Raw genomic sequence first — 22726 nt, forward strand, 5'->3', positions numbered from 1 at the left:
GGTCCCCCGCCGGCTGTTCCCCCGTCTGATGTGCTCCCCGACGTTCTCTCCCCGGCGCGAAACCGTCGACTTCGACGTTCGCGACGTTGGTGGGATCCACCCGGCGGCCACCCTCACCCGCGGCTGTCGCGGTCGTCGCGGTCGACGGGATCGGCGAGGTCGACGGCCAGGTCGCTGGGATCGGTGAGGTAGGCGGGATCGGCGAGGTCGACGAGGTCGACGAGTCGGGATCCGGCGGTGGTGGGACGGTCATGGTCATCGATGCCTCGGGTCGCGGTGCGGCGTGGACATGGTCCACACTGGCGCGTCCGGTGGCACCATCCCAGCCGGTACGCCCGTCCGGCCGTGGTCGGGTTATCCCGACCCCGCCCAGACCCGCCCGCCATACTCGTCCGGCTGCCACCGGCAACCGGCATTACACACCGTGACCAATTTGCCACTGCGGGGCGCCGGCGCCGAGCACGCTCCCGGGCCCCACGAGGAAGCGGCTAGCTGGCGGACCGGGCCTTGATGGCCTCGCCGACGGCGAGCAGGCGGCGGGCGTTGTCGACGTGCAGGTTCTCGATCATCCGACCGTTGACGGTGACGACACCGCGGCCCTCCGCCTCCGCCTCCGCCCAGGCCTTGACGATCTCGGCGGACTCGGTGAGCTGCGCCTCGGTCGGGGAGAAGGCGGTGTTGCACGGCTCGACCTGACCGGGGTGGATCAGCGTCTTACCGTCGAAGCCCAGCTCACGGCCCTGCTGGCATTCGGCGGCGAAGCCTTCGGCGTCCTTGACGTTGTTGTAGACGCCATCGATGATCACCTTGCCGGCGGCGCGGGCCGCGAGCAGGCTGAGGCCCAGACCCGTGAGCAGCGGCGCACGGCCGGGGACGTGCTCGACGCGCAGCTCCTTGGCCAGGTCGTTCGTGCCCATGATCAGCACCGCGAGGCGCGGGGAGGCGCTGGCGATGTCGAGGGCGTGCAGCATGGCGATCGGGGTCTCGACCATCGCCCAGATCTTCGTGTGCTCGGGCGCGCCCGCGGCGACGAGATCACGCTCGATGGCGTGCACCTCGTCCGCCGAGCCGACCTTCGGCACCAGGATGGCGTCCGGCCCGGCCTTCGCGGCGGCCCGCAGGTCGTCGGCGTGCCAGTCGGTGTCACGCCCGTTCACCCGGATGATCAGCTCACGCTGCCCGTAGCCGCCTTCGACGACGGCGGCGCAGACCCGCTCGCGCGCCGACTCCTTGGCGGACGGCGCGACCGCGTCCTCCAGGTCAAGGATGAGCGCGTCGGCCGGAATGCCCTTGGCCTTCTCCAGCGCCCGCTCGTTCGCGCCCGGCATGTAGAGCACCGAGCGCCGTGGCCGGAAGTCCGCCGCCTGCTTCGCCTCGGCCGTCACCGTTGTCCTCCGTCGCTGTGCGATCCGTCCCGCGTCATCCGGTCAGCGTCATGCTCCGCGACCCGCGTGGTCACACTACTGTCCGGCCATCCCCGGCGCCCTGATCGCCGACCCAGGCCACATTCGGGACGGGACGGGTGAGCGTCACCGCAGGTGGGACGTCCGGTACCTGACGTCCCACGGACGCCGGCGGGCCGCGGCCACTAGGTTGTGGCCACGCTGCGCCGGGGCGGTCCACCCACAGCCCCACCCGTGGGGTCAGCCACCCACGGGTGGGAGTCCCAGAAGATCACAGTCCCCGCAGGTGGCAGTCCCAGAAGATCAGAACGTTCGCGTAGGTCTGGAGGATCGGTGTCGATGAAGCCCGCTCGCATGTGTCTGCCCGCCGCGGCACTCCTGGTCGCTGTCACCGTGGCCGCCTGCGGGTCGAGTTCCGGTGGCTCCGCGGCGTCCGGGTCATCCTCGCCGGCTTCCGCGGGCACCACGGCGGGTGCCACTTCGGGTGCGGGTGCCGGGCGGACACCGGATGGCACGCTCGACGTTCTCGTCACCAATGACGACGGAGTCGGCTCCGCGGGCATCGACGCCGTCGCCCACGCCCTCGCGGCGCTGCCCGCCACCGCGGTACGGATCGTCGCACCGGCGGCGAACCAGAGCGGTACCGGCGGGAAGACCAGCGGCGGCCAGGTCAGCCACGACGAGACGACCACGACCAGTGGCCTGAAGGCCACCGAGGTCAGCGGCTACCCGGCCGACGCCGTCAACGTCGCCCTCGACGACCTTGACCTCAAGCCGGATCTGGTTGTCTCCGGTATCAACGAGGGCCAGAACCTCGGCCCCGTGGTCGACCTGTCCGGCACGGTCGGCGCCGCCCGCGCCGCCGCCCAGCGCGGCATCCCCGCGCTCGCCGTGAGCGAGGGTCTCGGCGACACCTACGACTACGCTCCCGCCGTCGCCCAGGTCCTGGCCTGGCTGTCGGCGCATCGCACCACCCTGCTCGCCACCCCGGCCGCGGGCGGTCAGGCCGGCAGTTCCGCCGGCGGATCGTCGAGCACGCTGACCGTCGCGAACCTCAACGTGCCGAACTGCTTCGCCGGCGGGGCCGTCCGCGGCCTGCGCGAACTATCCAGCGAGGCGAAGGTCGCCGACCCGCAGACCATCCTGACCGCCCAGTCCTGCACGTCCACCGCCACGCCGACGGACGAGGTCGCCGCCTTCAACGCCGGCTTCGCCACCCTCACCACCGTCCCCGCCCGCCCCACGTCCTGACCGACCTGACGACCTGACGTTCACCCACCACGTCACCACGGGGTTTCTTGGCGATGTGGTCGTCCGGGATACATCGATGCGCCTTTTGGGGGAACCGGGATACCCTCCGGCCGCGCCGAGCGGGCATGCCGAGGGTTGTGCGGGTACATGCCGAGGGCTGTTCCGGTATACGGGCCGAATAATCCGATTATCCCTCGGCATGAGGATGCGACGGGAAGATCACCGGGGATGTGGATGCGGGTGGGGGGCGACTGACGGCTGTCTGCTCAGGTTCAGGTGCCGGTGGTCCTGGTGATCCTGGTGGTACCGGTGCCGGTGGTGCGCTACCAGGTGCCACTGGTGCCGGCGGTGCCGATGGTGCTGGTAGCGGGTGCTGGGCACGGGAGAATGGGTGGGTGGTCGACGCGAGGCAGTGGCGGGTTCCGGTTGATGGTGGTCTTGACCTGCACGTCGAACTGCTCACGCCGGACAGCGTGGCCGTTGACGGCCCGGCTGTCGCCGTAAGCCCCATCGCCGGGACTTCGGGCGCCGCGGGCGGTCCGATGGTGCTCGTCCACGGAATCGCAGGCAGCACGCAGGACTGGGCTACGGTCTCTGGCGATCTTGCTACTCGTCGACACGTGGCTGCCTATGACCACCGGGGACATGGCGCGAGCGGGTGGGCCACCGGGGGACGTGAGCAGTACACGTTCGATCTGCTGCTCGCCGACCTCGCCCTCGTCATCGACAGTCTGGGGCCCACGCCGGTGAACCTGCTCGGGCACTCGATGGGTGGCGTGATCGCGCTGCGGTACGCGCTGGAACATCCGCGGCGGGTGCGATCGCTCATCCTGGTCGACACCGCCGCCGAACCGGCCCACGTGCCCGGGCCCCTCGCCCGCCGGATCGTCGCCCCGATCCTCGAGCGGATGGCGTCCGCCTTCGCCGGTCATCAGCACACCGAACCCGACGGTCCGTCGGCGGCGGACGACAACCTCACGCCAGGCGATCCTCATGCGGTGGACGATCTCGCTGCGGCGCAGGGCGCTGGCGCGACAGGAGGTGTCGGGGCGGCGGTGGATGGTGGCGGCGGGATCGAGGTCACGGAGATCGAGATGACGCGCAGCGGGCCGACGCCGCAGCAGCGCGCGGCGGACGGGCTGGGCAAGGTCGATCCCGAGGCGCTGTCCGCGTTCGGTCGGGAGCTCGGGACCTACCCGTCCCTCGTCCCCGGTCTGGGTGAGATCACGGTGCCGACCACGGTCATCGTCGGCGAGCACGACTCGAGCCTGCGTGCGTCCGCCCGGACGATGGCGGATGCGATTCCCGGCGCCCGCCTCTGCGTCATCGCCGGCGCCGACCACAGCCCGCATGCCAGCCGCCCGCTCGCCTGGCTGACCGCCGTCGACGATCATTTCTCCCGTATCGCGGACAACCCCGACCCCGTCAGCCCTACGGCTTTCGCGCGACGCCACCGAAGATGCTGACGGCGGCGTCGGTGAGGCTCTCGTCCAACGGCTCGTCGGGGCGCCAGCGGTGCACCAGGGTGACACCGGGGTCGACCAGGTCGAGACCGTCGAAGAAGCGGCCGATCTCGACCTGGGTGCGCGCCTGACCGAGCAGACCGCGACTGCTGTAGACCTTGATCGCCTCGACGGTCTCCTCCGGGGTCAGTTCGTCGGAGAACTGGCTGAGGGTGAGGAAACTGCCGGCGGGCAGGGCGTCGAGATAACGGCGGACGAGGCCGTAGGGATCGTCCTTGTCCTGGACGAAGTGCATGATCGCAACAAGGGACAGCGCGACCGGCGCGGTCAGGTCGAGCGTCTCGCGCAGCTCGGGCGCGCCGAGGATCGACTCCGGATCGTGCAGGTCGGCGTCCAGATAGGCGGTGCGGCCCTCGGGGGTGCCACCCAGCAGCGCACGCGCGTAGGCCAGCACGATCGGATCGTTGTCGGCGTAGACGATCCGGGAGTCGGGCGCGACGCTCTGCGCGACCTCGTGCAGGTTCGGCGAGGTCGGAATGCCTGTTCCGATGTCCAGGAACTGGCGGATGCCCGCCTCGCCGGCCAGGTACCGGGTGGCGCGGCGCATGAACGCGCGGTTCTGGCGCGCCATGGTCCGCACGTTCGGCATGACGGCGAGGGTCTTCTCCGCCGCCTCCCGGTCGGCCGGATAGTGGTCCTTGCCGCCCAGGTAGTAGTCGTAGACCCGCGCGGTGTGCGGTCGATCGGTCCGCAGGTCGCTGCCTGCCACCGCCCGCGCCGACCGAGCCCAGCCGAACCGGCTTTCCGCCTCGCCGCCACTCACGATGGCCAGCCCCCTCCGCATGCCCGGCGCGGACGAGTCCGACACCCCCGCACACCCCGGCATTATTAGTATTAATACGACGTTTCGTATTATGACCGTGCCGGCCACGGACAGGCGCAGTACTCCGACACCAGCCGTCAGGCGTGGACGAGCAGGGTTGCGCCGCGCAGAGCGCACCACAGGCTGAACGCGGCGAAGGCGAGCACCCAGAACACGCCGGGGATGCGGGTGAGCAGGGCGAGCAGGTCGGCATCCGAACCGCTTCCGCCACCGCTGCCCCGCCGGACCCGATGCAGGATGAGCACCGACTGTGGCCCGGACAGCAGCATCAACCAGGCCAGGAAATGGGCGTACCACAGCTGCGCCCAGTCGGGGCTGTACCGTCCCGCCACGATCAGGGAGGCGAGCATGCCGATCAGCAGCACCTGACCGAACCGGTTGACGGTGACGAGCAACAGGGCGACCAGGCCGAAGGCCGCCAGGATGAGCACGGCGGTGACCCGTCCCGTCGAGAGCAGTTTCGCCGAGCAGACGCCGACCAGCGGCGGACCGGTGTAGCCGGCGGCCACCGTCAGGAACAGCCCGGCGCCGCGCGAACGGCCGCGGGTCGCGGTGGCGCCGCCGCCGTTGGACTCGACCCACACCGCCAGCACCTGCCGCCCGGTGAGGTAGGCCGCCAGCGCGTGGCCGCCCTCGTGCACGGCGGCGTCGAGGCGCTCCCCCCATTTGCTGGCCAGCACGACCAGCAGGGCGAGCAGCCCCGTCACCACCGCGACCGACCGCGGCGCGGTCGTCGTCGTCAGCACCGCGGCGTACGTCCCGCCCGACACCCGCGCCACCCCGTCCGCTGTCCGCCGGCCACCGTCGGAGACCGTCACCCCACGCGGCCACGCCGCCCACGCCGTACCGCCCCCAGATCATGCGACGCGGATACCCCTACCACCACGGACTTTTCCGGTTTTGTCACCACGGGCGGCCCGCCAGGACGTCGATCACGCGCGGCGAGGACGGCCGGTCCAGGTCGCGACCTGGCCTACATCAACCGCGCCGGACAGTGATCCCATCCGCGTTGACCAGCGGAGATGGCGGTCATCGATGACCGGTTACGCACATGGTGCGAGGTCCCCATCGCGACATGTTGTGGCCAAGTTCTCACAGTGTTACACCGGTTACGACTACGGTGCAGCACGGTGGGATCATCGAGAACAGGGACGATGCGGGACGGAGCGAACGGGTGGATCTTCCGGTCGGGTTACCGCCCATCAACTTCCAGACTCATCGGATGCGTTCCAACGACGCCGGCGGACGGCACGACTTCGAGCAGATGGTGACCTCGCTGGTCGATCTGCTGGAGGGCCCGGCGTACGGCATCGAACCGGCGCCCGGCGACTGGGGAATCGACGTGTACACCGGCGATCTCACCAGCCACGTACGGATCTGGCAGGTCAAGTACTTCATCAACGGTGTGAGGAGCGGCCAGCTGACCGAGGTGCGGAAATCCTTCGATCGAGCCTGCGCGGCCGCCGCGGAGCAGGGCCACCGGATCGATGAATGGACGCTCTGTATCCCGGTGACGATGGATGGCCCACGGCGGCAGGCTTTCGAACGGTGGCGGGCCGACGAGCAGCGGCGCACCGCGATCCCCATCCGACTGTGGGATGAGACCCGGCTACGCACCCTGCTTTCACAGCCGGCATGCGCGGGCATCCGCACGCTTTACTACGGCCGTTCCCCGGCAGGAGCAGACGGCGCGTCCGGGCAGGTCTCGGTGCTGCGTGTTCGGGCCGACGACACGGTGATCGACGCGGCGAGTCCGACGGCCGCGCCGTGGCAGGGCGGGCAGGAGCTGAGCGTCGGCGGGGTCGTCCATCTGCTGCATGATCCCGTCGTGCACGAGGCCGCGTCGGATGGATCCTGGGTGCTGCGCGACGCGACGGCCCGTGAGCTGGGTTCCGGCGGACGACTGGTGCGGCTGCGCCATCTCCGGGTCCGCCGCGGCACGCCGGAGGCACTGGCCTGGCAGCGCGCGCTGCGCACGCAGGCGGATCTGCTCGCGACCCTGCGCGGCACGGCCGGCCTGCCCGCGCTGCTCGCGCGGCACCATCAGCCCGACCACACGATCATGATCATGTCCGCGGTGGCGGGACGGACCTGGCGGGAGGTCCACGGCACAGTCCGATCCGGCCTGCCCACACCCGGCGGACCGGACCGGATCGTCGCGGCCCGGGTGCTGGCCGACGCGGCGGCGCTGGGCCGGACCATCGCGGTGCTGCACCGGCACGGGCAGGCCCACCGCCGGCTCTCCCCCGACACCATCGTCATGCCCGCCACTGCCAGCACCGCCACTGCCGCTGCCGCTGCCACCCGAGCGACGCCGGCACCGACACCGACACCGCGTGATCTTGGCCTGGTCGGCATGAACGAGGTGGACGTGGCCCACGAACCGGGCGCCGCCGTCGATGTCCGGCAGCTCGCGACGCTGGTGCTCGACGCCCTCGGCGGCCGCCCGTCCAGAGCCGGCTGCCCGGACGACCTTGACCATCTGCTCACCCGCGCGGTCAGTGCCGATCCGCGCCACCGGCCACGCGCCGACGAGCTGGTCGCCGCTCTGCGCGACGCCCGCCACTCCCTGTCCCTCGGTACTCCCGGCTCGAGCCCCGGTTCGGGCCCTGACCTTGGATCGAGGAGGCCGGGTCGTTGACGACCGTGTCTGTCACGCTGCACGGGCCGTTGGCGGTCGTCCCGTCGCGTAAGGCGATCGACGCGCTCGGTGGTGAGCCGGCGCGGTTCGTCGAGGAGCTGACCGCGTTGTCGGCCCGCGGGATGCTGCCGGCGCGAGTCGAACCGGACCGGGACAATCCGGGCGACGGCCACCTGGTCGTCTACGCCAGCCGGCACGTGGCCGTCCTGTACCCGACCCGGCGCCAGGACGGTTACAGCCTGGGTTTCGCCCGCCGCCGGACGTTCCGCGACGAGGACCAGCTGGTCACCGCCGCGCTGATGTTGAGCTGCCCGGCCGGCTGGCGGGCCTTCGACCGGGTCGCCGATCTGCCCCGCGGACGCGGCGCCTTCGACCAGCCGTGGTCGTCCCAGTGGGCGCGGCTGCGCGATGCCTGGCGGGAGCTGACCGCCGCGAGCCCACGCCCAGGCCAGCCGGGCGGGATGCTCCCGCCGCACCACCGGCGCTATCTTGACCTGGTCTCGAAGGTCATCGAGGCGAGCCGGGACATCGAGGTCGCCCGTCAGGAGCTGGCACCACCCGTGCCGTACACCCGCCTCGAGGCGGCCCGGGAGCAGCGTTTCTCCGGCCGCGGCGTGTACGTCTTCCAGCTCGCCCGCGGGCAGGGGATCACCGCGGGCGCGCAGGTGCAGGTCAGCGGCCAGCCGGAACTGCGCGGACGGGTCGACCGGGTGGACGGCCGGGAGGTCGTCGTCCGGTTCGAACAGACCGTGGACTTCCAGGCCCTGCCCGCCCAGGGGGAGCTGCGCGTGCTGCCCAGCGACCGGGTGTACAAGCTCCAGGGCGAGACGCTGGAGACCCTCGCCGATGGTCTGGCGGCGAACCCGAACCTGCTCGCGAACCTCGTCGACGGCGCCTTCGCGCCCTATCGGCCGGCGGGCGACGCCCGTCCACGTGGACCGCTCGACGGCAGTCAGGTGCTGGCGTTCCAGCGCGCGGTGGCTGTGCCCGACCTGCTGCTGGTCCTGGGTCCGCCGGGCACCGGCAAGACGCGCACCATCACCGAGATCGTCCTGGAATGCGTCGCCCGCGGTGAGACGGTGCTGGTCACCTCGCACACGAACCGGGCCGTCGACAACGTGCTCGCGGGTCTGCCCGCGCAGGTGCACGCCGTCCGGATCGGCAGCGAGAGTTCGATGACGGCCGCCGCCCGACTACGCACCGTCGACAGCCAGCTCGAGGCGTTCCGCCGCGACATCCTGGCCGACACCCGCCTGCCCGACCTGATGGCCGCCTTCGGACGGGCCGAACCGCTGCTGCGCCAGTGGCTCGACCACCTCGCCGAACGCCGCACCCGGACCGAACAGACCGGGGCGCGGCTGCACGCGACCGAACAGGGTCTGGCCGAGGCCATCAGCGCGCTTTCCCCCGAGCTCGCCGCCGCCGGGCGCCAGGCCGACGTCGACCACGAGCGGGCCCGCACCCACCACACCGAACTGACCGGACGGCTCACCACCCTGCGTGGTCAGCTTCCCGTACGCGAACGCGCCGCCGCGGGCGCGACCGGCCCCGCCCGCTGGTGGCACGGCTGGCGCCTGGCCCGGCTGAACGCCCGCCTGACGCGCGCCGCCACCGCCGAGGCCGCCGCCGCGTCCGAGTGGTCACGCACCGCGACGGCCGTGGCGGCGCTGCGGGCCCAGTTCACCGCGCTCGCCGCCGCCGACCCACGCTGCGCCGCCCTCACCGCCGACCGCGACGCGCTGAACAGCACCATCGCCGAACTGCACTATGACCTCGCCGAAGCCGGCCGGGTCATCCTCGACGCCGTGCACCCCCTGCTGTCCGCCACGGCCACCGCCACCGCCGAGGCCGCTCCCGGTGCCGGTTCTGCCGGCCCGTCGGGCAGCCCGCCCGCACCGGATGACCTCGCCGGTTGGGATGGCTTCCACGCCTGGGCGAGCGAGGTCATCGAGACGGTGCGGGCCCGGGCGTCCCTGCTGGCGCAGTGGCGGTCGCGGATCGGCGATGCCGAGCACGAGCTGCGCCACGAACTCGTCCGCTACGCCCAGGTCGTCGCCGCCACCTGCGTCGGCACCGCCAGCAGCCGGTTGCTCACCGACATCGTCTTCGATGTGGCGATCATCGACGAGGCCGGGCAGATCTCCACCCCGAACATGCTGGTCCCGATGGTGCGAGCCCGCCGTTCGGTGCTCGTCGGCGACCACTTCCAGCTGCCACCGTTCCAGGACGACGACGTCCGCCGCTGGGCGCAGGCCCTCCCGCCCGGCGAGGACGCCCACGAGACCCGCGAACTGCTGCGTGCCAGCGGCTTCGAGCTGCTGTTTCCTCGTCTGGGCGACGAGCAGCGCGTCGAGCTCACCCTGCAACGCCGCATGCCCGAGGTGCTCGCCCGGTTCGTCTCCGGCGCCTTCTACCAGGGACGACTTCGGACGTCCCACGAGGGCGGTGGCGGCGACCCGATCTTCCGCAGCCCGTTCGGGATGATCGACACCTCGGATCGTCCCGCCCGTGAACGGGCCGAGCAGGAACTGCGCGCCACCGAGGCCTGGCAGCAACGCGGCTATGTCAACGACCTGGAGGCCGAACTGATCGCCGCGCAGATCGCCCGGGCCGCCCGCTACTTCGCCGACTGGGCGGTGATCGTCCCCTATCGGGCGCAGGCGGCGCGGATCGAGGCGGCACTGGCTCGACTGCTGGGCGATCCGGCCGGGATCAGCGAGAACATCGGCACCGTCGACTCGTTCCAGGGCGGCGAACGCGACCTGATCGTCTACGGCTTCACCCGCAGCAACGACCGCGGGGCCGTCGGCTTCCTCTCCGAGCTACGCCGCCTCAACGTCGCCATCACCCGGGCGAAGCAGCAACTCGTCCTCGTCGGCGACACCTCGACGCTGTGCGCCGCCACCGACACCGGTTTCGCGACCATGGCCGGCGAACTCGTCACCTACCTGCGAGCCCACGGTGATCTGCGCCCCTCCCGCGAGATCGCCCGCCTGCTCGCCGACGGTGGCTACTGATGGCGAAGCCGGTGATCTATCCGGCGCGGCGGGCACTGGAGGATGCCGCGGCCATACCCGGGGTGCGGCCCACCCGCCTGTTTCCCGTGCTGTGGCCGCTGTGGCAGGTCGAGATCAGCGCGTCCGTACACGATCCGCAGGCATTCGAGGTCCTCGACCATTTCCTGGTCCGGGCCATCGCCGAGGCCCGCCTGACCACGGTGGACGAGATCGCCGCGTTCTACTCCCTGCCCGCCGCTCTGCTGCACCGCTGCCTGGGAATGCTTCTCGCCATCGGCCACGTCACCGTGACCCCCACCGCGCACGACGGTGGACGCCTCGAACTCACCGAACTCGGCCGGCGGTCGTGGCGGGCCGGCGTCCGCTATGTCGCCCGGGAAAGCCGCCAGCATCTGATGTTCGAACGGTTCACCGGCTGGCCGTTTCCCCGCCCGTACTACGACGGCAAGATAGCTGTCCTGTCCGAACCCGCCGTGCCCTCCGATCGCGCCCCCGGCCTCACCCGTTTCCGCCAGCTGTTCACGCCCACACCGCTGCGCCCCGACGCGGTGCGCACCCTCGCCGAACGCCCCGACCGCGCCGAGTTCAACGTCCCCGCCGCCCTCGGCCCCATCCAGGAACTGGGCACCCGCGAGGCCTACCTGCCCTGTTATCTCATCGAGACCGCGGAACACGGGGTGCTCGCCTACACCGCCCGCGCCGATGAACGCGACCCGTTCCTGGCCGAGGTCGTCCGCCAGGTCGACGATGCCCGCCAGCTCATCGAGGCCGAGGACACCGCCGACCCGCACACCCTGTGGACGGCCTGGCTCGCCAGGTACGGAGGTGGCATCGGCGTGCCCCGCCAGACCCCGGCGGGCCTGTGGCGCATCGTCCTGCCCCCGGCCAGTTTCGGCGCGGGCCGGCTGGGCCTGTACCGGCTCGGCTCGTACGAACTGTCCAGGAACCACATCGCCCAGCTGTGGTGCGAGGACACCGCCACCCGCCGCACCGCCGTCCTCGACCGCGCCCTGGCCCTCACCCGCCGGGTCGGCATCACCCGCACCGACCTGCTGCGCCAGGCCGAACGCCTCGCCCACACCCTCGAGGTCCCCGCGCCCACCCACCACGACCTGCGCACCCACGCCCACGCCGCCGGCCCCCAGGCCCTCGGCCGCCTCGACCTGCTCACCGACCCCGACTGACCCACCATCACCGTCCGATCCATGAACAAATTCAGATCTTGATAGCATGATTCGCATGCAACGGACGCTCACACTTCGGCTCTCCGATGACGATTACGAGGCGGTCAAGCGGTACGCGCAGGCCGACGGTGTCTCGATGAACACCTGGGTCGAAAGGCTTCTCGACACCGAGGACATGCGGCGCCGGTGTGCCGCGCACGCCGCCTGGATCTCGGAGAATCCCGCCGTCATCGAGGCGGCGCTGGCCTTCGGGGAGGCCAACCAGCAGGCACTCGCCGATGCCGGGCTGCCCAACGTGGCGAACTCCGCCGCGTGAGCCCACCGCGCCGCGGCGAGATCTGGAGCACCCGCACCCGGGCGGCGCCCCGGGAGGTTCTAGTCCTCAGTTCCACGGTCTACAACGAGATCCCCCAAGAACCGACAGTGTTGGCCGCGCTGGTCGTCAGGCAGGCCACCGACGAAGGATTCTGTGTCGATCTCGGCGATGGCAGGTGGGCGGTCATGGGCCTGGTCACCTTTGTCCTGAAGGCATCCCTCGAGGCCCGCGTCCGCCGGGTCGACACGCAGACACTCACCAACGTCAACACCGTGCTCTTCAAGATTCTCGCCACACCAGAGCGTTGATCGGTACCCGACAGGCCGGCTTACTCCTTACGCAGCAGACGACGGATGGCTGCGTGGCGACTACGACCCGGAAGCACTTCCATGGTGTCCACCTGGGATGAATTTCGCGCCAGAAGACCACCTCGAGAGGGTGAAGTAGCCAGGCATCGCGCACAGCTTGATGCCGAGGTCCGCGCATACCGACTACGCGAGATTCGCGAGGAGCAGGACCTCACCCAGGTCGAACTCGCAGAGCGCATGCACGTGAAACAGCCTTCGGTCTCCGATCTGGAGCGTGGCGCGCTTGTCCGCCATCACTCTTCTTCACGTACCGATGTGCCCAGCACCGGCGTCGGGCCCACCGGAGGCGTGTACGACCGGACCACAGCGGGACGCGACCGCCTGCTTTTGCTGACCGTCAAACACGGCTAACCTCGAGGCCATGATCCGGACCATCACGCTCCGACTGCCCGAGGAGATCCGCGACTCCGCCAGGCGTCACGCGGCCACTGACGGCGTCTCGATGAACACCTGGCTCATCCGGCTGATCGATGCCGAGATCTCCCATCGCGCCACCAACCCTGACGCCGACTCTGCCCCCAGCCCCGCCACGGTCTCCGCCCCGACCATCCGCCAGGCCGGCGCCCGCGTCATCCGACGGGCTCGACCGGACGCGGCACCCTGAACCGCTACGCCGTGGATCGGTGTCTTCTGAACCGATACGTTTTGTCTCGTATGCCGATGATGGTCGACCGTGGGCGGAGTGGGCGTCCCACATGTTGGAACAGGCCGGGCTCGGGGTGGTCAACGAGTCGTGGGATCTGATCCCGGGCACGCATCGGGTGGGCTGGCTCGACCGGGTGATCAGCCAGGCCAGGTGCACGATCGCGGTGGTCTCCGACGGCTATCTGTCCTCGCCAAAGGCGGTCGCCCAGTGGGCGCGGCCTGGTCACCGCGGTGCGGGCCCGGCTCGGACGGGAGGTACCGGCCGTCCCCGGCGAGACGTCCAGTGGCAGCGAAAGCGGCGGTATCGGCCGGACAGCTGACGGGCGGGTGCGGTTTCCAGGGGCGGGCGGGGCGCCGGTGTTCCCGCCAGGCGAGGCTCTCCCTCATCTGGAGCGGATTCTCGACCGCCACGAACGCGTCCACGAGACCCGCCGCGAAATCCTCGGCCCCACCCACCCCGACACGCGCGCAAGAGGAGGACAGCAACGATGGCTGAGCAGGCGGACTGGACAGGGCTGCGGGAACGGCGAATGGGCGAGCCGGGTGCACGTGAGGCCTAGCAGGCGACCAGACTGGCCTTCGAGCTGGGCCGGTCGGTGCGGGAGCTGCGTCAGCAGCGAGCCTGGAGCCAGGCCGAACTGGCCCGCGCGGCGGGCATGACGCAGTCGGCGGTGGCCCGGTTCGAAGCCGGTGGCACCGTACCGACACTGCCCGACAACCACCGCGATCGGGGTGGCACTCGGCTCGTCGGACGCGCGATCGTCGACGAGGCGGTTACCGGGCGAACCGGGCTCATCGTCATCCCAGACGCGACCAAGGCTCCCCAACCGATCGAACAGACTCGGCGGTGTCTTCTCAGCCACGGCCTGCTCCACCAGCCGGTCAAGCTCGACACGTCGCCGGGCATCCGCCCGCGCCTTCGCCTCGTCGCGGTACTTCCGCGACAGCTCGTCCGCGAACTTCTGATCCAGCTCCGCCTCGTATTCGGAAGCGAGACGGCGCGCGGTCGCCTGTGCGTCGCGGGCGGCACAGGTGTGGGTGAAGGAGCCATCCCAGTCGACCGGGCGCAGCGGTTCTCGGAGGCTTCGGGCGTCCCACCCTCGGCAGGCAGGTCCGACCTCGTCGCCGGATCTGGGTTCGATGGTTCCGCGGAACCGACCGTGGGCTCGGCGGCCGGTGCGGCAGCATCTCGGCCAGAATCAGCGACGCGCTCCGGGTCAGCGCCGCTCGACGCGTGGGACACGGTCATCCTCCAGATCACAGGGACTGCCGGTAATGATCCCACTGCTACCCGTTCGCCGCAGTAGAGCACCGACGCGCAGACGGGCGTGCGCCGCATACCGGCTGAGCTGGCGGCTGGCTGGTGAGGGGTGACGTTCAGGCGACGTCGAGCCACGCATGCAGTTCCTGGCGGATGACGTCGCCGACGTTGGTGCGGTCGGCGGCGGCGCGGGCGGCCAGCGCCGCCCGCAGATCCGGGTCAAGCCGCACGGGGACGACCTCACCGGGCGCGGAGCCCAGCGGTCGCCTACCACCACGTTGACGGAGAGGGCCACGAGAGGTGAACCATGCCCGTCCTCGAGCCGACCCGCAGCATCGGATCCAGACACAGTCCGCCTTCCAGGCTGAACATCTCGACCGCTATGCTCACCATGCACCACCTTGAACAGGTGCAAAGCTACGGGGGAGCTTTGAAAAATATTGAATGTAGTCGACTTTCATGAGCGGCCAGACACGGGCCCGATCGATCTTCCAGTGGATATCTCGGCACCCGCGGTGGTCCACCGCCATCGCCGTCCTCGTCGTCGCCGTTGTCATCTTCGGCCAGAACGACAAGGATGATGGGGCCAGCGCAACAGCCGCAGGCCTGGTCACGCAGCCTTCCGGAGCGCAGGCCTCACGTTCGCCGACCATGCCGAATCTCGTCGGCATGGGCCTGAGAGAGGCAGAGTCCTCCGCCCCTCACGGCTATTCGGTGCACGATCTCTCTCCGCTCAGTCGAGGTGTCTGGATCACGAGCAACTGGACAGTAGCGGCGACGGTGCCAACTGCCGGGTCTCCGCTTCCAAGCGCCGAAGGTGCGCGCCTCTATTATCTACGAAACGACGAGTACACCTGGTTTCGACAGCACCCAGAGATGCCAGATCTGCCGATCGGCACCTCCAGAGAAAATATCCCGCAGCTTGCGGGAATCCGCGAGCTCATAGATTACCGGTACGCGACTGAAAGTGCGCCCACCACAACGTCCCCACCCCATCCGATCGGCGCATCTGACTCGCAACCAGCCTCGGAACCGCCAGAAGCATCCTCCGACCCTTCGGTTGAGCTCGCTTCGGAGCGGGCATCGCGGGAGGCCCTCGCATCCGCGGCGTATGACTCCGCTGCCACCGTCGTGGACAGTCTCCCCAGGGCGGGCGAGAAAATCCGAATCGGACGCATGATCACTGTCGTTCTGAAGCCGCAACCGCAGCCCACGTATGTGGAACCCACCGAAACAGCAGCAGGAACCTACAGCGGCGGATCCTCAGATACGAACAGCGACGAGAGCCATCGCTTCGTTGGCCATGTTCCAAGTTTTCATTGCCGAAAAAAATGGTGCTGACCCCATCCACCGTGGCATCCCTGCCTGCCTGAAGGGGGTGCGGGCATTTCATCAGGGCGACACCGTTCATGCCCGATACAGCCTCGCCGACAGGTGGCACCGTGACGACCGGGGCACCTGCTGCTGCGCCGGCTCGGCCTCGTACTCATCGGCGGGACGGTCAGCCACGGCGATCGCGTCGCGGGCGGCCCAAGCGCGGGCGCGGGCGAAGGAGCCGTCCCAGTCGACCGGGCGCAGCAGTTCCCCAGGAGCTTCGGTCGTCTCGCCCTCGCCGGCTGGGTCCGCCCCGCCGCCGGGTCGGGTTCGGGTTCGACGGTTCTGCGGAACCGTCGGCGGGCTCGGCGGCTGGGGTGGCAGCGTCTCGGCCAGAGTCAGCGGAGCGCTCCGGGTAAGCACCGCTCGGCGCGTAGGACACGATCATCCTCCGGGGCTGCTGGGCTTGCGGTCGGCGGAACTTCAGAACTCCTGCACTTCAGAAGTCCTGCGCATCTGCGCTGTACGTCATATTCGCGCCGCTGCCGATTCCCCGCATCGGCGCGGGAGACACACCGTGACGGGACGGCGATCCGCTGGCTCGACGAAGCCGACGTGACGGTCAACCCCAGGTTCGCGGCTCCAGCGTCCGGCGCTGGAGCCGCGCGGACGTTTGGGACGGTGAGCTGGGCGAACACCCGGACGCCAGGCCACCCTACGGGGCAACCTTTGGTTGTCTCGCAATGAGGGCATGCCCGGCCCACCCTCGGGCGATCCGTACAGCTACGCTCTTCGTCATCAGGTGAGAAAAAGTGGCACGGTCCGACAGGGGGGTGAGGCCGTGGCTGATATTCATCCTGCCCACGACGAGCACGACATCGCCGGCAGCGCCTTCCTGGACAACCCGGACGACATTCGCGATCTTCGTTCGGCATGCATCGAATGCCTGCACGATCTCTCGACCGCCAAGATCGCACTGAGGGAAATCAACTTCCCAGCCGCGAGGCTTCCGGCTGACCCCGGCTCGATCAAGATCTTCTGGCATCTGGTTTTCGACGAGCTCGAAACCGGCATCATGAATCATGATCAGGCATACCGACGGATACTCGACGAGCTCGTGCACGACTATCGAGCCCATCACATCGTCCATCGCCTGAACAAGAAGTATCCCAAGCCCCGCGTACTTTCCCCCACCACGGAGACGTTGACCCGGGAGGAAGGTTCCGGAGCCACACCGAACCGCGGCCGGGAGCGGGGCCGACTCGGCTGGCGCAGAACGGCGGTCGCCGGGGTCCTCGTGCTGGCACTGTTCGGCGGCCTGCTGATCGTCCTGGCCCTGCGGGACGGGAAGGGGTCGTCCTGCACCGCGCCGAAACACAGCGCGTCGCACCTCGAGCGGCGCGACGGCGAATGTATCGGGTACAGCGACGGGGCCTACGTGTTCGGCGAATACGGCAATGACCACACCGACCGATCTGTGGACGACCTGGTGGCCGTCCAGCACCTGATCAGAAGGCAGAACACCTGCGCCGAGACCCTCCGCCGGCACAGTCAACAGTCGAATCGACCATTCGTCACTCTGATCTATTTCGCGGGGCTGAGTTCATCGAGCAACGAGGGCGGGAACTGGGCTGCGGCACAGGTCAGCGAACTCGAAGGCCTGCTGATCTGGCAGCGGCACCAGAACATCGTCACGCATAATCCCCCAGACTCGTCGTGTCGGCCAGCGCCCCCCGACACCAGCAAGGCGAGCTCACCGTCATATCTCGGTGAAGACACTGAGCAGAGCGGTCCGATCGTGCGGGTCATCGTCGCCAATGGCGGGTCAGAAATGCGATCGGCGGATGTCGTCGGTCGCCTGTTGGTGCGCTTCGCGAGCAACTCTGTTGAAAATGTCGGCGCGGTCATCGGTCTGGACCGAACGATCCCGCAGACGAAACAGGCGATCGGCGATCTGGGGCGGGCCCGAATCCTCACCATCGCGACGACCCTGAGCGGGGACGACCTGACCGCGCTCTCACCGTCCTATTTCCAGCTCGTGCCACAGAACACCCGCCAGGCCCAGGTCGTCACCCGCTACGCCGCCTGGACACAACGTCGCCAGATCGACATCTACTTTCCGAACCAGGACTGTTCGGGCAGCAACATTCCGCCGACGAAAGACGACTACATCCAGAGCCTGGTCTTCGACACGCAGGCGGCCGCGCGAGCGAGCGATGTCCGCGGCCAACCGCTGGAGGTGTCGCCGCATGGCTGGCTGGCCCGCACCTGCCAGGGCAAGGGCGATCTCCAAGGGTACTTCGCCGCTGAATGCAGCCGGCTCGGCAGCAACGGCGGCGGGCGGGACCACCTTGTGTACTACGCGGGCCGGCACGCCGACTTCGGCGACTTCAGTACCGGAATGGCCGGCTGCCTGGACACGGTGGACGGGCCGAGCTCCAACGGCGTTCTTGTCCTGGGCGACGACGCGGTCGTCCGAAATTTCACACAGCTGGGTGGGTCCGGGACCCGCCATGTGATCTTCCGATTCATCTCCAAGGGGCCGGCACCGACGCTCGCCGGGGAGTCCTGCGCCAACGGCAAGCTGGCCGGTATCATGGCTGCGGGAAAATTCCCGTTCAAGTTGGACTCCGACCTGCCCGAAATGTGCACACGGCTGAACGCCATGTTCTCCTACATCACCGACACCGCTTCTTCTCCCGCCGAGCCGGCGGCACCAGGATCGACCAGCGCACCGGTGCTGAGGCGGCCGGTCACGCAGCGGTGGGTGGACGAGCGCCTCGCTCTCGCCTATGACGCGGCGAAGCTCACCCTCAACGCGGTCTGCCGCACCAGCATGGACCTCAACGCCAGTTGCCAACCCGAGGGCACCGACCGAATCGACACCCGCGCCGTCCAGAACTGGATCCAGCACGCGCCACAGAGCGGGACGACCGGCACGGTCAATTTCGCCACCAACCACGCCGCCGACGGCAAGCAGCTCGCCATCCTGCGCGTCGATCTTGGTCGTCAGGCTCTTCCCGATGCCCGCTGGCCCCCGCCTTCGGTCACCGAGCTCGAGGACGACCCCCAGTCGACCTGCAAGTTCGTCCTTCGTGGCATCCCGCCGGAGGCCACCGACTGCCTCGGCAACGCCCTGATCCCAGCCAGCCGATGAGCCACCCCATGGCCGCCGATCCGATCCCTGCCCGCTCTGGACGAACAACTCTCCGGGCTGCGTCAGCAGCCAAGCTGGAGGGCTGTCAGCGGGCGCCCGGAAAGAGATTCACAGCGTCGCGAGAGCAGGCCGGATGGTCACCAGCGCCGGACCCGTCCTGCCGGCCGGCGCCCGCCGACGCCAGCGCCCCGGACTCGAGTGACTATCTGGGTGAGAGCACCGAGCAGAGCGGCCCGATCGTGCGGGTCACCGTGGCCAACGGCGGATCGCAGATGCGATCCGCGGCGAAGGTCGCCGGGCTGCTGATCCCCTTCGCCCAGGACCGCGAGCAGCATGTCGCGAGCATCATCGGCCTGGATCGGACGCTCACGTCGACCAGGGAAGCCATCCGGGCCTTCGGCGACGCCGGAATCGTCACGATCGCCACCACGCTCAGCGGGGACAAGCTCACCGAACTCTCCGACTCCTATTTCCAGCTGGTGCCGCAGGACACCCGCGAGGCACTCATCGCCGTCCGCTACGCCGCCTGGACCGGCCGCTCCCAGCTGGACGTCTACTTCCCGAACCGGGACTGCTCCGGCAGCAACATCGCGCCCGACAACGACGACTACGTCCACGACCTCGTGTCCGATGTCCAGACGGAGGCGGATGTCATCAGCGTCCACGGACAGCCGCTCCAGACCTCCGCGCACGGATGGACGCCGGCGTCCTGTCACCCGTCCGATGGTGATCTTCAGGCGAACCTCGTCCGGGAACATCGTCTTTCGCGTCATCTCCAAGGGTCCGGCGCCGATGCTCGCCGGTGCGTCCTGCGCGAACGGCCAACTCGCCAGGATCATGGAATCCGGACGTTTCCCGTTTCAGCTGGCCGCTGATCTCCCGCAGATGTGCACCCGGCTGAACGCCATGTTCTCCTTCACCACCGGCACCGCGGGTGCGCGCGCGGACGCGGATGTCTCGGCGTCACCGGTGCTGCGCCGGCCGGTGACCCAGTGGGTCGACGAACGTACCGCTCTCGCCTACGACGCCGCGAAACTGACCCTCAACGCCGTCTGCCGCACGGCCGACATCCTGACACTCGCCAACCGGTACGCCGACGAGGAGAAACCAGCCGACGATCTCAATGCCGGCTGCCGGCCCGGAGGCACGGACACCCTGGACATCGCGCAGCTACGCGCCTGGGATTCGCGATCGGGTGGTGATCGGAGCGACCGGGACCTTCTCCTACGGCAGCGACCGGGCCGCCGACGGGAGGCAACTCGCGGTGGTGCGCGTCGACGTCAGCGACAACGAGCTTCCCGACGCCGCCTGGCCTGCGCCACCCGTCACCAGGCTGGAGGCTGATCCCCGCTCCACCTGCAAGTTCGTCCTTGGCGGCACCCCGCCGACCGCGACCGACTGCCTGAACCGTCCGCTGTTGACGCCGGACGGCCGAGCCGGCTGAGTACGCCGCGGCTCAGGCGTCTGATGCGGCGGCGGCCGGCTGACAGCGGCCCGGTGCGCGGTCGCCCTGACGTCGCGGGCGGCCCAGGCGCGGGCGGACGAGCCGACCCAGCCGGCTGTCACAGCGGTGCGGCTCCCACCGGGCGCCCGAGGGACCGCGATCAAGCGTACACTTTTCTGTACGTACAGATTCCTGTACGAGATGGAGGGCGCCGTGAAGACCATGACCTACACCGAGTCGCGCGCGCGATACGCGGAGGTTCTGTCCGCGGTGGCGGATGACCGCGAGGAGATCGTCATCACGCGTGCCGGTCACGAGCCGGTCGTCATCGTGTCCCTGGACGACTACCAGTCCCTCAAAGAGACCGCCTACCTGCTCCGCAGCCCAGAAAACGCGCGCAGGCTGGTGACGTCCATCGACAGACTCGAAAACGGCGACGGCATCGTTCGGGACATGATCGAGTGAAGCTCATCTGGGATGAGAACTCCTGGGAGGACTACCTGTGGTGGCAGGCCCAGGATCGTAAAATTCTCAAGCGCATCAACGCCCTCATCCAGGACATCGCCCGCAACGGCAACGATGGAATTGGCAAACCGGAACCCTTGAAACATGGATTTCAAGGGTACTGGTCCCGTCGAATCAACGACGAGCATCGACTTGTCTACAAGACAAGCGGAGACGAGATCCGAATCGCCCAGTGCCGGTATCACTACTGATCATTTTTGCCTGGCGCGTGGGACACGGTCGCCCTCCAGATCACAGCGACAGCGGCACAGTCGACCGGGCCGTCGTGCGCGTGGATCAGGTGCGCCGGCGGCCACCCCTGCGATTACGAAGGACCCCACGACGATTCCAACACTTTGACATCCATCGAATCGAGCCTTAGCCTCACGCCCGTGACGATTCGACAGTCATCGAACGATACCGCTGCCGGTGCCCCGTCCGCCGCGACCGCCCTCGGCGCCGATCTCCCGACCGGCCCCGCTCCCCCGACCAGCGCGGATCCGCCGACCAGCGCCGCTGCGCCGATGGTCCGTCCGCGGGGAACCGGCGAGGGAGGGCTGCGGGGATGGCAGCTCGGAGTGCTGGCGGCGGGGACGTTCACACTCGGGGTGGACGGGTTCGTGCTCAGCGGACTGCTGCCGTCGATCTCGAAGGACCTGTCGGTCGGGGTGTCCACGGCGGGGCAGCTCACGACGATCTTCTCGATCACCTACGCGGTCGCGTCCCCGGTCGTCGCGACGCTCACCGGGCGCTACGACCGGCGGGTGCTGCTCGGCGGCGGGCTCATCCTGTTCCTGCTCGGGATGGTCGGCCAGGCGCTCGCGCCGTCGTACGCGGTGATGGCGGTCGGGCGGGCGTTCGCGGCGGTCGGGGCGGCGGCGTTCCAGTCGAACGCGTACATCATGGCCGGGGTGCTCGCCGGGGAGGAACGGCGCGGACGGGCGTTGGCCGCGGTCACGGCGGGGACGTCCCTGTCGACGGTGCTCGGGGTGCCGTTCGGGGTGCTGATCGGGCAGTGGTTCGGCTGGCGGGCCGTGCTGTGGATCATCACGGGGCTGGCGGCGATCACGGCGCTGTGCGTGCCGCGGCTGCCGGCGGCGCAGGTGCCGCAGACGTCGATGCGCACCCGGCTCGGCGTGCTGACACGCCCGCCCGTGCTGCTGGTGCTGCTCACCACGGTCGGCCTCGTCGGCGCGCCGATCCTGCTGATCTCCTACCTGCCGGTCGTCCTCGGTATGGACAGCGACGACACCAGTCTGGTGCTGGTCCTGCTGGCGTTCGGCGTCGGCAGCCTGGTCGGTAACCGGCTGGTGGGCCGGCTGGTCGACAGCCGCGGTGCGCTACCCGTCCTGCTGCTCGGCGCCGGCGGGATGACCTGCGCGTTCACCGTGCTGATCGGCACGCAGGCCTGGTACGGCGCGGCGATGGTCACGATGTTCGCCGTCGGTGCCTTCCAGGGGCTGTCCATCACCCCGCAGCAACACCGGCTGTTCGTCGTCGCCCCGGACGTCTCCGCCGTCGCCCTCGGTCTCAACGGCTCGGCGATCTACGCCGGTGCCGCCGTCGGCGCGGCCCTGGGCGGCCTGACCGTCGACCTCTCCGGCGCCTCCACCATCCCGGCCGCCGCCGCGCTGCTCGGCGCCGTCGCCTTCGTCTACAGCGCCCTGACCGCCCCCGAACGGCGCCTGCGCGGATCGGTCACCTCCACCGACCGGGCCGAAGGCGGTGCAGGAGTCGTCCGGGATCAGACCGGGTGAGGCCCCGCATAGACCCATAGACCCATGGACGCATGGACGCATGGACGCATGGGCCTTGGCCGGGCGCCGCGGGCCCCGGCCCCCCCCCCCAGGCCGCGGACGGGCTTGGTGACCCGCC

At 69.6% G+C, this 22726-nt stretch carries 23 protein-coding genes; 18 read left to right on the forward strand and 5 right to left on the reverse strand.

Annotated features, from left to right (window positions below; translation table 11 throughout):
* Positions 1 to 113: 113 nt before the first annotated feature.
* A complete protein-coding gene (locus MXD59_RS13790; RefSeq protein WP_248825144.1) occupies positions 114 to 386 on the reverse strand; it encodes a hypothetical protein in 273 nt (90 codons plus the stop codon).
* Positions 387 to 488: 102 nt separating this feature from the next.
* Positions 489 to 1385 (reverse strand): HpcH/HpaI aldolase/citrate lyase family protein, encoded by an 897-nt coding sequence (locus MXD59_RS13795; RefSeq protein WP_248825146.1) that lies wholly within the window; start codon positions 1383 to 1385, stop codon positions 489 to 491.
* A 357-nt stretch (positions 1386 to 1742) separates the two neighbouring features.
* On the opposite strand from MXD59_RS13795, the gene MXD59_RS13800 reads away from it, so the two are divergent.
* Together MXD59_RS13800 and MXD59_RS13805 are read left to right on the forward strand one after the other, a co-directional pair.
* Positions 1743 to 2654 carry a 5'/3'-nucleotidase SurE gene (locus MXD59_RS13800; RefSeq protein WP_248825148.1) on the forward strand — a complete coding sequence of 304 codons (912 nt, stop codon included), beginning with the start codon at positions 1743 to 1745 and terminating at the stop codon, positions 2652 to 2654.
* A 395-nt stretch (positions 2655 to 3049) separates the two neighbouring features.
* Entirely contained in the window at positions 3050 to 4120 is a 1071-nt protein-coding gene (locus MXD59_RS13805) for an alpha/beta fold hydrolase (protein WP_248825150.1), read from the forward strand.
* Here the strand turns inward: MXD59_RS13805 and MXD59_RS13810 are convergent.
* Both MXD59_RS13810 and MXD59_RS13815 read right to left on the reverse strand, forming a co-directional pair.
* Positions 4086 to 4961: an SAM-dependent methyltransferase gene (locus tag MXD59_RS13810; protein ID WP_372512072.1), complete on the reverse strand. Its 876-nt coding sequence runs from the start codon at positions 4959 to 4961 to the stop codon at positions 4086 to 4088. The two genes, MXD59_RS13805 and MXD59_RS13810, sit on opposite strands and share 35 nt — an antisense overlap.
* Before the next feature lie 116 nt (positions 4962 to 5077).
* Entirely contained in the window at positions 5078 to 5818 is a 741-nt protein-coding gene (locus tag MXD59_RS13815; RefSeq protein ID WP_248825152.1) for a M50 family metallopeptidase, read from the reverse strand.
* Positions 5819 to 6222: 404 nt separating this feature from the next.
* Between MXD59_RS13815 and MXD59_RS13820 the strand changes: the two genes are divergently transcribed.
* The 10 genes from MXD59_RS13820 (at position 6223) to MXD59_RS13860 (ending at position 15773) form a co-directional block, all read left to right on the forward strand.
* Positions 6223 to 7641, forward strand: coding sequence for a hypothetical protein (locus MXD59_RS13820; RefSeq protein WP_248825154.1), 1419 nt, complete (start codon positions 6223 to 6225; stop codon positions 7639 to 7641).
* Positions 7642 to 7646: 5 nt separating this feature from the next.
* A complete protein-coding gene (locus MXD59_RS13825; protein WP_248825228.1) occupies positions 7647 to 10658 on the forward strand; it encodes an AAA domain-containing protein in 3012 nt (1003 codons plus the stop codon).
* The gene (locus tag MXD59_RS13830; RefSeq protein WP_248814446.1) at positions 10658 to 11842 is read left to right on the forward strand and encodes a hypothetical protein; all 1185 of its coding nucleotides are present in this window, start codon (positions 10658 to 10660) and stop codon (positions 11840 to 11842) included. Before MXD59_RS13825 ends, MXD59_RS13830 begins: the two co-directional genes overlap by 1 nt.
* Before the next feature lie 55 nt (positions 11843 to 11897).
* Positions 11898 to 12158 carry a toxin-antitoxin system HicB family antitoxin gene (locus MXD59_RS13835; protein ID WP_248814444.1) on the forward strand — a complete coding sequence of 87 codons (261 nt, stop codon included), beginning with the start codon at positions 11898 to 11900 and terminating at the stop codon, positions 12156 to 12158.
* A complete protein-coding gene (locus tag MXD59_RS13840; RefSeq protein ID WP_248814442.1) occupies positions 12155 to 12466 on the forward strand; it encodes a type II toxin-antitoxin system PemK/MazF family toxin in 312 nt (103 codons plus the stop codon). The genes MXD59_RS13835 and MXD59_RS13840 overlap by 4 nt, the downstream gene beginning before the upstream one ends.
* A gap of 81 nt (positions 12467 to 12547) precedes the next feature.
* Positions 12548 to 12877, forward strand: coding sequence for a helix-turn-helix domain-containing protein (locus tag MXD59_RS27335; protein WP_248814440.1), 330 nt, complete (start codon positions 12548 to 12550; stop codon positions 12875 to 12877).
* Between the two features lie 10 nt (positions 12878 to 12887).
* Positions 12888 to 13130: a toxin-antitoxin system HicB family antitoxin gene (locus tag MXD59_RS13845; RefSeq protein ID WP_248814436.1), complete on the forward strand. Its 243-nt coding sequence runs from the start codon at positions 12888 to 12890 to the stop codon at positions 13128 to 13130.
* 91 nt (positions 13131 to 13221) lie between these two features.
* Complete coding sequence (locus MXD59_RS13850; protein ID WP_248825155.1) at positions 13222 to 13491, forward strand: toll/interleukin-1 receptor domain-containing protein; 270 nt, start codon at positions 13222 to 13224, stop codon at positions 13489 to 13491.
* Between the two features lie 264 nt (positions 13492 to 13755).
* On the forward strand, positions 13756 to 14478 hold the full coding sequence (locus MXD59_RS27775; protein WP_283096882.1) for a helix-turn-helix domain-containing protein: 723 nt from the start codon (positions 13756 to 13758) through the stop codon (positions 14476 to 14478).
* A gap of 413 nt (positions 14479 to 14891) precedes the next feature.
* Positions 14892 to 15773: a hypothetical protein gene (locus tag MXD59_RS13860; RefSeq protein ID WP_248825159.1), complete on the forward strand. Its 882-nt coding sequence runs from the start codon at positions 14892 to 14894 to the stop codon at positions 15771 to 15773.
* 66 nt (positions 15774 to 15839) lie between these two features.
* Here the strand turns inward: MXD59_RS13860 and MXD59_RS13865 are convergent, their stop codons facing one another.
* Positions 15840 to 16169: a hypothetical protein gene (locus MXD59_RS13865; protein ID WP_248825161.1), complete on the reverse strand. Its 330-nt coding sequence runs from the start codon at positions 16167 to 16169 to the stop codon at positions 15840 to 15842.
* A 418-nt stretch (positions 16170 to 16587) separates the two neighbouring features.
* Between MXD59_RS13865 and MXD59_RS13870 the strand changes: the two genes are divergently transcribed.
* From MXD59_RS13870 to MXD59_RS13895, 6 genes are all read left to right on the forward strand, one after another.
* The gene (locus MXD59_RS13870) at positions 16588 to 18903 is read left to right on the forward strand and encodes a hypothetical protein (RefSeq protein ID WP_248825163.1); all 2316 of its coding nucleotides are present in this window, start codon (positions 16588 to 16590) and stop codon (positions 18901 to 18903) included.
* A 239-nt stretch (positions 18904 to 19142) separates the two neighbouring features.
* Entirely contained in the window at positions 19143 to 19778 is a 636-nt protein-coding gene (locus MXD59_RS13875; protein ID WP_248825165.1) for a hypothetical protein, read from the forward strand.
* 10 nt (positions 19779 to 19788) lie between these two features.
* Positions 19789 to 20247 carry a hypothetical protein gene (locus tag MXD59_RS13880; RefSeq protein WP_248825167.1) on the forward strand — a complete coding sequence of 153 codons (459 nt, stop codon included), beginning with the start codon at positions 19789 to 19791 and terminating at the stop codon, positions 20245 to 20247.
* 322 nt (positions 20248 to 20569) lie between these two features.
* The gene (locus tag MXD59_RS13885; RefSeq protein WP_248816088.1) at positions 20570 to 20812 is read left to right on the forward strand and encodes a type II toxin-antitoxin system Phd/YefM family antitoxin; all 243 of its coding nucleotides are present in this window, start codon (positions 20570 to 20572) and stop codon (positions 20810 to 20812) included.
* Positions 20809 to 21063, forward strand: coding sequence for a Txe/YoeB family addiction module toxin (locus MXD59_RS13890; RefSeq protein ID WP_248825169.1), 255 nt, complete (start codon positions 20809 to 20811; stop codon positions 21061 to 21063). The genes MXD59_RS13885 and MXD59_RS13890 overlap by 4 nt, the downstream gene beginning before the upstream one ends.
* A 180-nt stretch (positions 21064 to 21243) precedes the next feature.
* Positions 21244 to 22608 carry an MFS transporter gene (locus MXD59_RS13895; protein ID WP_248825171.1) on the forward strand — a complete coding sequence of 455 codons (1365 nt, stop codon included), beginning with the start codon at positions 21244 to 21246 and terminating at the stop codon, positions 22606 to 22608.
* The last annotated feature ends 118 nt before the right edge of the window (positions 22609 to 22726 follow it).

The sequence above is a fragment of the Frankia umida genome (assembly GCF_023242945.1).
Lineage (GTDB): Bacteria > Actinomycetota > Actinomycetes > Frankiales > Frankiaceae > Frankia > Frankia umida.